The sequence below is a fragment of the Methylotuvimicrobium sp. genome (assembly GCF_050611805.1).
GTDB lineage: Bacteria > Pseudomonadota > Gammaproteobacteria > Methylococcales > Methylomonadaceae > Methylotuvimicrobium.
In genome coordinates, this window is sequence record NZ_JBNGHF010000004.1 from 95,793 (window position 1) to 108,144 (window position 12,352).

Annotated in this window: 12 protein-coding genes; all 12 read left to right on the forward strand. The window is 48.7% G+C overall.

Annotation, left to right across the window (positions count from 1 at the left end; translation table 11 throughout):
• Window positions 1-131 precede the first annotated feature (131 nt).
• Window positions 132-2,174 carry a chemotaxis protein CheA gene (locus tag ACRJJO_RS03550; protein ID WP_431064544.1) on the forward strand — a complete coding sequence of 681 codons (2,043 nt, stop codon included), beginning with the start codon at window positions 132-134 and terminating at the stop codon, window positions 2,172-2,174.
• A gap of 16 nt (window positions 2,175-2,190) precedes the next feature.
• Entirely contained in the window at window positions 2,191-2,700 is a 510-nt protein-coding gene (locus ACRJJO_RS03555; RefSeq protein WP_431064545.1) for a chemotaxis protein CheW, read from the forward strand.
• Between the two features lie 42 nt (window positions 2,701-2,742).
• Window positions 2,743-5,103 carry a methyl-accepting chemotaxis protein gene (locus ACRJJO_RS03560; protein ID WP_431064546.1) on the forward strand — a complete coding sequence of 787 codons (2,361 nt, stop codon included), beginning with the start codon at window positions 2,743-2,745 and terminating at the stop codon, window positions 5,101-5,103.
• Window positions 5,104-5,317: 214 nt separating this feature from the next.
• Window positions 5,318-5,815, forward strand: coding sequence for a chemotaxis protein CheW (locus tag ACRJJO_RS03565; protein ID WP_431064547.1), 498 nt, complete (start codon window positions 5,318-5,320; stop codon window positions 5,813-5,815).
• Window positions 5,816-5,855: 40 nt separating this feature from the next.
• A complete protein-coding gene (locus ACRJJO_RS03570; RefSeq protein ID WP_431064548.1) occupies window positions 5,856-6,194 on the forward strand; it encodes an STAS domain-containing protein in 339 nt (112 codons plus the stop codon).
• Between the two features lie 2 nt (window positions 6,195-6,196).
• The gene (locus tag ACRJJO_RS03575) at window positions 6,197-7,060 is read left to right on the forward strand and encodes a CheR family methyltransferase (protein ID WP_431064549.1); all 864 of its coding nucleotides are present in this window, start codon (window positions 6,197-6,199) and stop codon (window positions 7,058-7,060) included.
• Window positions 7,057-7,695: a chemoreceptor glutamine deamidase CheD gene (cheD, locus tag ACRJJO_RS03580; RefSeq protein WP_431064550.1), complete on the forward strand. Its 639-nt coding sequence runs from the start codon at window positions 7,057-7,059 to the stop codon at window positions 7,693-7,695. The genes ACRJJO_RS03575 and cheD overlap by 4 nt, the downstream gene beginning before the upstream one ends.
• 10 nt (window positions 7,696-7,705) lie before the next feature.
• On the forward strand, window positions 7,706-8,746 hold the full coding sequence (locus tag ACRJJO_RS03585) for a protein-glutamate methylesterase/protein-glutamine glutaminase (RefSeq protein WP_431064551.1): 1,041 nt from the start codon (window positions 7,706-7,708) through the stop codon (window positions 8,744-8,746).
• A gap of 10 nt (window positions 8,747-8,756) precedes the next feature.
• Window positions 8,757-9,962 (forward strand): methyl-accepting chemotaxis protein, encoded by a 1,206-nt coding sequence (locus ACRJJO_RS03590; protein WP_431064552.1) that lies wholly within the window; start codon window positions 8,757-8,759, stop codon window positions 9,960-9,962.
• Window positions 9,963-10,012: 50 nt separating this feature from the next.
• Entirely contained in the window at window positions 10,013-10,327 is a 315-nt protein-coding gene (locus tag ACRJJO_RS03595) for an STAS domain-containing protein (RefSeq protein WP_341325966.1), read from the forward strand.
• A gap of 27 nt (window positions 10,328-10,354) precedes the next feature.
• Complete coding sequence (locus ACRJJO_RS03600) at window positions 10,355-11,314, forward strand: hypothetical protein (protein ID WP_431064553.1); 960 nt, start codon at window positions 10,355-10,357, stop codon at window positions 11,312-11,314.
• A gap of 320 nt (window positions 11,315-11,634) precedes the next feature.
• Window positions 11,635-12,255: a chemotaxis protein gene (locus ACRJJO_RS03605; RefSeq protein WP_431064554.1), complete on the forward strand. Its 621-nt coding sequence runs from the start codon at window positions 11,635-11,637 to the stop codon at window positions 12,253-12,255.
• Window positions 12,256-12,352: the final 97 nt, after the last annotated feature.

Genomic DNA, 12,352 nt, shown 5'->3' on the forward strand with positions numbered 1-12,352 from the left:
CCGTTGGCCATAGTTAACGAGACGAAATTCGTAACAAATAGATATCAGCTATTGACGTTTTCTTTTGCTACTGTCGCATCCGTTTCAATCAACATCATTTTTAACAACATCCTTCAGATACGGACCACTCAATGTCTATTGATATGGCGCAATTCCACCAGATTTTCTTCGAAGAAAGCTTCGAAGGACTCGATATCATGGAATCCGGCCTATTGAATCTAGACATGGGCGATGTCGACGCCGAAACCATCAATACGATTTTCAGAGCCGCGCATTCCATCAAGGGCGGAAGTGGAACATTCGGGTTTTCCGCAGTAGCCGACTTCACGCATGCAATGGAAACACTGCTTGATGAAATGCGCGACGGCCGCCGAAAAGTTACTCAACCGGCTATCAATGTGTTGCTAGGGTCGGTCGATTGCCTCCGTGAAATGCTAACCGCGATTCAAGACGAAAAAACCTTAGATCAAGAAAAAGTCACGCAGCATAAAAAAGCGCTCGACACCGAATTAAACGGTGCCGACAATACTGCATCGCCCCCTGTACAACCAAAGCAACCTATCGAACTCAACAACGATAATGCAGGATGGCGTATTGCCTTTAGCCCTCATGCCGATTTGCTTAAAACCGGCAACGACCCGGTCAGAATGTTTCGTGAATTGGCCGAACTGGGGGGCATCGATATTACCGTAGACCTACACGGCGTACCCGGGCTTTACGAACTCGACCCCGAGGAATGCCATCTTTCCTGGCAAATAACCGTGCATGGCAACATCCCTCGCCCGGAAATCGACGATATTTTCGATTGGGTCGAGGAACATTGCGACCTTGCCGTGCAAAACATCGAACAAACGACACAGGCTTCCTCACCGGCATTCGACGAACCACCTCAATCCGCTGCAATTGAAACAACGCCTCCTTCTTCGGCAACCAACCCTCCCATTGTCAGCGAATCTGGTCAAAACGAAAAAGTAAACGCCGACAAAACCCCAAGCGCCGGCAAAAGCTCCGCCTCGATCCGTGTCGATACCGCCAAAATCGACACACTGATTAACATGGTCGGCGAATTGGTCATTACCCAATCGATGCTGAGCTTAATCGGCGAACATTTCAGCCTAAATAAACTGGATCAACTCAAAAACGGCCTCGCACAACTCGAACGGCATACGCGCGAACTGCAAGAAAGCGTCATGAATATAAGAATGCTGCCGATCAGCTTCGTGTTCAGCCGCTTTCCTCGCCTGGTTCATGATTTGAGCTCAAAACTGGGCAAAAAAATTGAGCTACAACTAATCGGCGAACATACCGAAGTCGATAAAACCGTTGTCGAACTCATTAGCGACCCCTTGGTACATTTAGTTCGAAATAGCCTAGACCACGGCATCGAAACACCGGATGAACGCATTGCGGCAGGAAAACAAGAAACCGGCACCGTAACACTCGAAGCCTATCATCGAGGAGGTAATATCGTTATCGAAGTCAGTGACGACGGCCGCGGACTGGATAAAGACAAATTGCGGGCCAAAGCACTGGAAAAGGGACTGATACAGGACGATGCCGTGTTGAGCGATAAACAGACCTACGAACTCATCTTCATGCCCGGATTTTCGACCGCCGAACAATTAACCGACGTATCTGGGCGCGGCGTAGGCATGGACGTGGTTAGACGTAATATTCAATCGCTCGGCGGCAATATCGATATCGTTTCGCAGTTGGGCAAAGGCTCGACCATGGCGATCTATTTACCGTTGACGCTGGCGATCCTGGACGGCCAATCGGTCGCGGTCGGCGATGAAACCTATATCATACCGCTCGGTTCTATTATCGAATCGATCAATGTCACCGAGCGCATGATCAATCGCGTGGCAGGCAAAGGCGAAACCTTCCGGCTACGCCAGGAGTATTTGCCTATTATCCGCATGCATGAAATTTTTTCGGTTCCGAATGCGAAAGCGACCAAATTAACCGAAGGCTTGCTGGTAGTCGTCGAAGGCCAAGGCATCCGTTGCGGCCTTTTCGTCGACGACCTTTTAACGCAACAACAAGTCGTCGTTAAATCGCTCGAGGCCAATTACCGACAAGTCGAAGGCATATCGGGCGCAACCATTCTCGGCGACGGCTCGGTTGCCTTGATCCTGGATATTCCAGGGCTCGTCCGTTTATCGAACCATTGACCGAACGAATACCAAAATGGCAAACACAGACGATCAGTCCCAACAACAGATGGACAGCAAAAAGCCGTCCGATATGGCGCAATATTTGAGTTTTACACTCGGCGACGAGGAATATGGCGTCGATATTTTGCGGGTACAAGAAATCCGCAGTTGGGAACCGGTATCCAGAATTCCAAATGTCCCCGCTTATGAAAAAGGCGTAGTCAATCTGCGCGGCGCAATCGTGCCGATCATCGATTTGCGCGAACGTTTCAACCTAGGCCACTCCCACTATACGCCGTTGACCGTCGTCGTCGTCCTGCAAGCCTTCATCGGCGGTAAACCCCGGGTAATGGGAGTGGTCGTCGATTCGGTTTCAAACGTAATCGACATTGAAAAAACCAGAATTCAAAGCGCGCCCGATTTCGGCGCCAAAGTCAGCACCGAATTCATCAACGGCCTAGCATCGTTCAACGAACGCATGGTGATGCTGCTGGATGTCAACAAATTACTTAAATTAGAAGGCGTGGATAACGATGAAACTTAACCGCTTTCGATTGAATGCCACAGTTTACGGGGAAAGCTTACAATGAAAATGAACATGCCTGTCACCGATCGTGAAATCATGATGAAGCAGGGCACGATCCTGGTCACCAAAACCGACTTGAAAGGCTGCATCATCTATGCAAACGACGCCTTCGTCGAAATCAGCGGTTTCAGCCGTGACGAACTCGTCGGCTCGAACCATAATATCGTTCGTCATCCCGACATGCCCCCCGCTGCATTCAAAGATTTATGGGAAACGATCAAAGCCGGACGGCCGTGGATCGGCTTCATCAAAAACCGTACCAAAACTGGCGATTATTATTGGGTCGAAGCCAACGTCACGCCGTATTTCGAAAATAAACGGGTTGCCGGCTATTTGTCTGTTCGCCAAGCACCTTCTCGCGATCAAATCGATCACGCGGAAGAGCTTTATCAGAAGATCGCCGCAGATCGAGCCACCATCAGACCGACCGGAATTGCGGCTAAGCTGGCCGCGATCAAACAAGGCGGATTGTCTAAAAAAGCCGGCCTCGCCCTATTGCTGCTGTTATTGCCGTCACTTCATGCCGGCTATCAAGCCATGATCGACGGCAACATTATCGCCCTTGCCGGCTATTCGCTATCGTCCGTGTTGGGCTTGATATTAGGCATTCATACCTTCCGTTTGATACTTGGCTCAATCGAGCAGTCGATCGTATTTTGCCATAATGCCGCGAGCGGTTACTTCCGTAATAAGGTCGATATCGACCGCTTGGATCAAATCGGAGACCTCAATCGGGCACTGCAATCGATGCAAGTCAAACTGAATGCCGACTTGTCCGCGACGCTCGAAGCCGGAGCCGTCACCGAGAGACTCAAACAGGCACTGGACCAAGTGACCGGCAATGTCATGATGGCCGATGCGGAGTGCAACATTATCTATATGAATCATGCCGCGAAATTCCTATTCAAACGTAATGAAAACGACTTCCGACGCGATCTGCCCGATTTCAATGCCGACACATTGATCGGCACGAATATCGATAGCTTTCATAAAAACCCGGCCCATCAACGCGGCTTGCTGGCAAAATTGACGCAAACCTACAAAGCCGAATTGATGATTGGCGGCCGCACGATGGTGGTCATCGCAACACCGGTATTCGCCGGCGAAACACGGCTTGGCACGGTCGTCGAATGGATCGACCGTAGCGACGAAGTCAGCATTCAGCATGAAATCGCCGAAATCGTCCAACAGGTCAAGTCAGGCGAACTTAGCGGCCGCGTCAACATGGACGGCAAGGAAGGCTTCTTCGAAACCTTGAGCGAGGGTATCAATGAATTAACCGACGTCATCGAACGCGCGTTTAGCGATGTCGCACGCGTCATGCAAAGTATGTCGTCCGGCGATTTAACCCAACGCATCACGAACGACTATGAAGGCGTCTATGCGCAATGTAAAAACGATATCAACGAAACGCTTGATAAACTCAGCGAAATATTCGAACAAATTAGAAGTTCGGCCGACTTTATCAGCAATACCTCTCAACAAATCGCGAGCGGCAACAACAACCTATCGCAACGGGTAGAAACCCAGGCGGCCAGTCTCGAAGAAACCGCATCGAGCATGGAACAACTAACCGGCACCGTCAAAAACAATGCCGACAATGCGCAACAAGCCAATCTGGTTTCTGGAAATGCCCGGCAACTCGCGGAAAAAGGCGGAACCGTAGTCGCTTCTGCCGTCTCGGCTATGGCCGAAATCAACGACAGCAGCAATAAAATCGCTGAAATCATCGGCGTCATCGATGAAATCGCTTTTCAAACCAACCTGCTTGCCTTGAACGCTTCAGTCGAAGCGGCAAGAGCCGGCGAACAAGGACGCGGCTTTTCGGTCGTTGCCACCGAAGTGCGGAACTTGGCGCAAAGAAGTGCCGTCGCTGCAAAAGAAAGCAAAGAGCTGATTCAAAATAGTGTGCAAAAAGTAAGAACCGGCACCGAGTTCGTCAATGAAACCGGCTCCGCACTACAAGAGATCGTGCAAGGTGTCAAAAAAGTCGGCGATATCGTTTCGGAAATTGCCGCCGCCAGCATGGAACAATCGCAAGGCATCCTGCAAGTCAATCAAGCGGTTTCCGAAATGGACGAGATCACACAACAAAATGCCGCACTAGCCGAACAGGCATCTGCCGCCAGCATGTCGATGACCGATCAAGCCACTCAGATGGCAAATTTATTGAGTTTTTTCAAGCTGGGGCACAACATAAACAAATCTGAACAGACTTTTGAAACGATTACGGATAAGCCTAAACCCGCAACTGGAAAAACAACAACATCAGCGCAGTCGATACAACATTCAAAACAAGCAAAACCGGCGCCCACACTCAATACACCGGTACAAGACGACGATGAATGGGAAGAGTTTTAAACCTTAAACAGACTCCGAGGACGGATCAATTTGAGTTTCGCGACGCGTATTGAATAGCACTTGGCAGTACGGGGTTTGCAACTCCGTCCTAAACGTTTCGACTGGGGCTAAAACAAGCCGAAATATTTGAAGGACAATCCGAAACGTTGGGGATGGGGTAAATACCCGTCCCGCACAAGAAATGCTTTTTCCAGGAAAAAAGGCTCAAAAAATTATGACGAACAATCCTATCACCGAGAGAAAAACATCCGACTCCGAACAGTTCTTGACTTTTGAACTGGCCGGTGAAATGTATGGCGTTGAAATACTCAAAGTCCAAGAGATCCGGGGGTGGGAACCGATACGCAAAATCCCCAAAACGCCCGGCTATATCAAAGGCGCACTAAACCTTCGCGGCGCCATCGTGCCGATTCTCGACTTGCGCGAACGCTTCGATATCGCCGCTGTGGACTATTCGCCGACGACCGTCGTCATCGTCATTAACGTCGCAACGGCCTCCGGACAAATGGTCATGGGGGTCGTCGCCGATGCTGTGTCCGACGTATTGGATATTCGTCATGACGACATCAAAAAAGCGCCCGACCTAGGCACTAACATCGATACTCGTTACATGCGCGGGATGTATGTCGCCAAGCAAGGCATGATCATGCTACTCGACGCCGATAAACTCCTGAATCCGGACGAACTCGATCAAATCGGCCATTTGTTATGAGCGATATTTTTAAAAACGCCTCCACATTGAAAAGCCAGCCATGAACCATGACACAACCACGACCGATGCGGGGGATTTAACAATGGCCGAAGGTCCGATAATGCTGGACGCCGTGTTAAATATCCGTCACATCAACGAATTACACGAGTCTCTACTCAAGGCCTTCGAATCCCGTGACACACTGGAAATCGATGCATCGGCGGTTACCACTGTCGATACTGCAACATTACAATTACTTACCGTGTTAAAACAGGAAGCCGTCAAATCGGGAAAACACGTGGTTTTCGACTTTCCATCGGAAAAATTCATCGATAGCGCTCGCTTACTCGGCTTGGCCGAACTGCTCGAAATCGACCACCCCGCATCCGGTTTATTCTAAAAATGAGCGTGCCGCCGCGACAAGAGCCGTCCTCACTACAACAATTTCGAGAGTTCGAATACACTCGTGCGGACTTTGATCGCTTAAGAGCTTTGTCGAACAAGCATTCCGGCATTTTAGTTCCGGACGACAAGTTCGACATGTTTTATTCACGCCTTACCAAGCGCATCAGAGCACTGAGACTAAACAGTTTCAAGGAATATTGCCGACTACTGGAGGACGATTCGACGCAGGAATTCACGAACTTCATCAACTCAATCACGACTAATCTGACCGCATTTTTCAGAGAAAACCATCATTTCGACTATTTGCAAAAAACCGTAATCCCGGAATTGATCGAAAAAAATCAAACTTCTCGGCAAGTTAGAGCCTGGTCGGCAGGTTGTTCGACCGGCGAGGAAGCGTATTCGATAGCCATGACGCTGCTGGAAAATTTGCCTATCGGCTGGACCGTCAAGATTCTGGCAACAGATATCGACACCCAAGTTTTGGATTTCGCGGCCAACGGCGTATATGAATTGAACCGCGTCAACGGTATCCCCGAAGAACGTCTGAAACGTTGGTTCAAAAAAGGCACCGGCTCGCAAATCAACAAAGTCAAAGTCAAACCGGAGCTGCGGCAAATGATTGCCTTCAAGCAACTGAATCTGATGCAGGATTGGCCGATTAAAACTCCTTTCGATTTTATTTTTTGCCGTAACGTTTTTATTTATTTCGACCGTGAAACCAAAAAAACATTGGCCGCGAAATACTCGAACTTATTAACTATCGGCTCCTGTTTGTTTATCGGGCATTCGGAATCATTGCAACAAGTTACCGATCAATTCGAATTAATCGGTAACACGATTTATCGTAAGATCGGATGACGATGTCTAACGAGATTAAACCGCCCGCCCTGCCCGGTTTCGCTGCTATCAATCGTTATTGGGACCGTGAAAACGAAATCATCGCGGCCAAACTGCTTCCCGGCGAATATTACGTAACCAACGAGAATGAAATGATTACCACAGTTCTCGGCTCCTGCATCGCTGCTTGTATTCGGGATAGCGTCCTCGGTATCGGCGGAATGAATCATTTCATGTTGCCGGAAACCTCGACCGAACAAGCGAAAAACGCCGGTTATGCGCTGCTAGGTAGCGCGACACGTTATGGCAACTACGCGATGGAGCATCTGATCAATACGATACTAGCCTCCGGCGGTAAACGTAAAAACCTCGAAGTCAAAGTTTTCGGCGGCGGAAAAATCATCCCGAGCTTGAGTGATGTCGGATTGCGCAACATCGGTTTCGTGCTCGATTATATCGATACCGAAGCATTGAACTTATTAGCCCAGGATCTCGGCGATATTTATCCGCGCAAAGTCAACTTTTATCCGAAAACAGGGAAAGTCCGCATGAAAAAAATCAAAAATCTTCACAACGATACAATCGCATTACGCGAAAACAACTACCGAAGCCAAATTAAAAATGCCGCTGTCGAAGGCGAAATCGAATTGTTTTAGGAAACAGGGCATGAAAAAAATACGATTATTGATAATCGACGACTCGGCTTTGATCAGAGCGCTGTTGACCGAAATATTCAACAGCTCGCCGAATATCGAAGTGGTTGGAACCGCCGCGGATCCTTACATAGCCCGTGAAAAAATCAAGCAACTCGCCCCCGATGTCTTGACGCTGGATATTGAAATGCCGCGCATGGATGGCTTGACGTTTTTGCGCAACTTGATGCGTCTTCGGCCCATGCCGGTCGTAATGATTTCCACTTTGACCGAACAGGGCGCCGAAGTCACACTTGAAGCATTGAATCTCGGCGCGGTCGATTTTGTCGCAAAACCCAAACTGGATCTGACGCATACCCTGAAAGAATACACCGAAGAAATGATCGGCAAAGTCATCATGGCTGCCGGCGCGCGAATCCAGGATAATGCGCCCAATTGCATGCCGGTAAAACCCGAACTTATCGATCAGAACCGTAAAAGCACTCGACAAAAAACGCTCATTGCACTCGGCGCATCCACCGGCGGAACCGAAGCAATCAAACGAATAGCGGGTCTTCTTCCTGCAAATACCCCGCCCATTGTCGTTTCGCAGCATTTGCCTGCAGCGTTTAGCGCCTCGTTTGCCAGACATGTCGACGAGATATCGGCGATGACGGTCAAGCTGGCCCAAACCGGGTTAAAAATTGAGTCCGGACATATCTATATTGCACCGGGCGATAGACATTTAAAGATAACTCGGGATCACAAGGCTTATTTCTGCCAACTCGATGACTCCGAGCCTGTAAACCGACACAAACCCTCGGTCGACGTAATGTTTCACTCAGTTGCGCAACAAGTCGGCGATCAAGCCATCGGCGTCATGCTGACCGGTATGGGGGTCGATGGCGCGGCCGGCATGAAGGCCATGCACGAGGCCGGTGCTTTCAACATCGTACAAGACGAAGCCAGCAGCGTCGTTTGGGGTATGCCCGGCGAAGCTTATAAAATTGGGGCCGCCGATGTCGTTCTGCCCCTCGACCAAGTCGCGGATCAAATTATGGCTTTAATCCAATAGGAGATAATCAATGGATAATTTGCTGAAAAAACCCGCCTTACCCATCGTATTGGCCATCGTCGCGGGAATTTCACCGGCTCTATTTGCCTTAACGACTCTGTATTGGATATTCCTACCCATCCTATCACTAGGCTGGTTGTGGACGATCTATGCCGCTAAATCTTCGGCAAAAACCGATGAATCGAATTCACGACAAACGGATAACAACGAGGCTAATCGATTGCTCGAACGTTATATCAACGATCTGCAAGCCTGTGCCGCGCAAGAACTCAATACCTTTAACGAAGAATTGCAACAAGTCAAATCGGTCGTATCGGACGCGGTCGTGACTATGTCCGACAGCTTCAACGGCATGCACACACTTGCCTCTCGGCAAAATGAAACCATGCTATCGCTGATAAATAACCTGGGCGAATCGAGCGATAAACAAGAGTCGGACACCCTGAGTTTTAAGCAATTCGCCAAGGAAACCGATATCGTACTGACCGATTTTATCAACCATATTCTCGCGGTTAGCAAACAAAGCATCGAAATGGTCAATGTCGTCAACGATGTCGAATCGCACATGGAAGTCATCGGCAAATTATTGGCCGATGTTCAGGGTATCGCCGATCAAACCAATCTATTGGCGCTGAACGCCGCGATCGAGGCGGCAAGAGCTGGAGAAGCCGGACGCGGTTTCGCGGTAGTCGCCGACGAAGTGCGTAAACTATCTAAAAACTCGGATAAATTCAGCGAGGAAATCAAAACTGTCGTCAGCGATTCGAAAACCAATATCGGTCAAGCCAAGCGTATGATCGAGTCGATGGCATCGAAAGACATGACAACAACGATCCATTCAAAAGCCCATATCGATGAAATGATGACTGAGATTGCCAAACTCAATACTTTAATCGATCGGAAAGTCAAAGATGTTTCAGAGCTAACCCAACAGATAGAAAATAATGTCAACCATGCGGTCAGAGCCCTTCAATTTGAAGACATGACAAGGCAATTAATAGAATACATGCAAGCCAATACGCAGCATTTCCAGGCGTTGATCGATGAAATGCGCATCGGTTTTGAAATATTGACGTCGAGCGATCAAGAAAATATCGCTAATGAACTCAATCACGGCATTAAGCGACTTAACGATATGAAGCAACAATGGCACACAAAAACCCATAAGGCTGTTATGCAAGGCTCGATGAATGAAGGCGACATCGAGTTATTTTAACCTAAATCAGTCAGTCAATTTTAACGATGCTCTCATATAGGAAGCAAACAATGGCATTAGAAATCATTCATCATCCGGAAAAAAAAGAATTGACCGTCCGCATTTCAGGGCGCTTCGATTTCAGCGTCCATCAAGACTTTAGAAAAGCAACCGAATGGGATCGAGATCGCGTCAAAACCATCACTGTGGATTTAAGGAACACCGAATACATGGATAGCTCCGCATTAGGCATGCTGTTGATATTGAGAGATAAGATGAATAACGACCCATCAGCTATCCGTTTGCTGAATGCCAACCCGGAAGTCAAAAAAATCCTGGAAATCGCTAATTTCCAGAAATTGTTTACGTTAGCATCAAACCGATAACGCCTCATTAAATTGGACGCTTCTTCGATGACACACAATCAACTTGCTCCGGTTTCCGCATCCGCAAGAATTCTCATAGCGTCCCTGAACCGAGCTTTTACCGAAATCCTGCAAAAAGTTTTGGTCAAACACGGATACCAAGTCTATATCGCACTCAATCATCAAGAAGCCATTACAATCATTGACGGACAAAACCTCGATCTGATCGTCACCGCCCCATTGTTACCTCATCGCTCCGATAGCAGCGCCGACGAACCAATTATTTCGACATTAACACCGGCTATCGCGCAAGCAATCTTCATTGTTGAACCGGCCGGCTCGCAAGCGATACTGGATCGCTGCCTAAACAACGATAAACAAAAGACTCACGCCCTGTCGTTCGATCCCGAATTCATCGAGAATCAAATAGCCAGACTGCTCCGCCATCGGCTCAGGCAAACAACAAATTCGCCTACCGAGCTTCGCAATTGCCAATGGGCCATCGCGATGCAATTTGATATCGAAGGATTACGCCTAATGAATCCGATTCCGGCTATTGTCGACGGATTGACGGACCTACAGGGATTGCAGGGGCAACGAGAAATGATCTTCACTATTGTCAGCGAGTTATTTTCCAATGCGCTGGACCATGGACTACTTCGAATGGATTCCCTGCAAAAACAAACGGCCGAAGACTTTTTACATTTCTACGAGCTTCGCCAAGAACGGTTGAACAACGCCACGTCCGGCACGATAGAAATAGCGATCGACTCTATTCCTAAATCGAACGGCGGCCAATTCATCGTTGACGTCCAAGATAGCGGTGAAGGATTCAATATTGACAACATCTTTTCCGATCTCGAGAACAACCAAAGTTTTTTCGGCCGGGGCATTCAATTAGTCACGCAATTGTGCAGCACCATCGAATTTAACGCTTGCGGCAATCGAGTCAAAGCAGTCTATGATTGGTATCATAAGAAAAAAAACCAAGGCAACTTATGTGCTTGATTATGCGATTTATACCCGTCGTAGATCAAAATTCGGCGCCTGGGTGTCCGATCCCTCACCTAGCGTTAGGTGACACCCAGGCTTCCTCAATTGGCACTTCAAATTTCGGCAGTGCCTAAGGAGGCGCCGGGGTGCTCGGCAAAGGCTTTGCCAGCATGGATGCTGGCATAGAGCCTACATGGATGTATTCACGGCGTCCTTTGACGGGCCCCCGGTGCCGAATTTTGATCTACGATGAGTATAAAACAACGAGTGTGCGACCATCGTAAAACAAAACCGATTTCTTTTTATTCCCAACACCATCAATCAGTTCAAGCGCCATGACCGATACAGTTCAACAAACCAAATCCCAATTCGTTGCCGTTGCATCCATTGCCGCGGAGTTGAGCGCAGTGATGGAAGTTGCGAAAGAAATCTCGCTGGCCGCCGCAAACGCCAAGGCCATCGCCTTCCGAGCAGGAGAAAAAGCCAGAGGATTTCAGCCAATCACCGATTTCATCAACGAATTGGCCAAGGAAACGATTACATTGGTCAATGCCATCAACGAACACGCCTTATTGCTTTACCGTTTGACCGTCAATGAATATCGGACCTCGACCGCATTCGACAAATTCCAAGCCGCGACAAAAATGGCGGAAGGCGCGCAATATCAATCCTCACTGCAAACTTCGACAGAAGCTGTCGAACAAAGAATGCTGGAGTGCCGAAAACAATTTAAGCGGCATGTCGGGCAATTGCTCGATCAATTACAAGAAGTCATGCATCCGGCCCGAGCCGCGCGCGTCATTGCCGCCAATTCCCGAATAGAAGCGTCGCAAGCGGGGGAATACCTACTTAGCTTACAGGCGGTTGCCGAAAGCGTCGATCGCGCCGCGCAAATCATTCACAATAACGTACAGCGCTGCCGTAGCGCGTTAAATGTCATTAACATTACCGAATAACCGCATAAAATTACCTGATTACTTAGAACATTCAGCCTATTTGATTTGGCTAAGGGTGCCCGCCTGGGTCCCGTTAGGCCGCGCCGAGCACTGACGA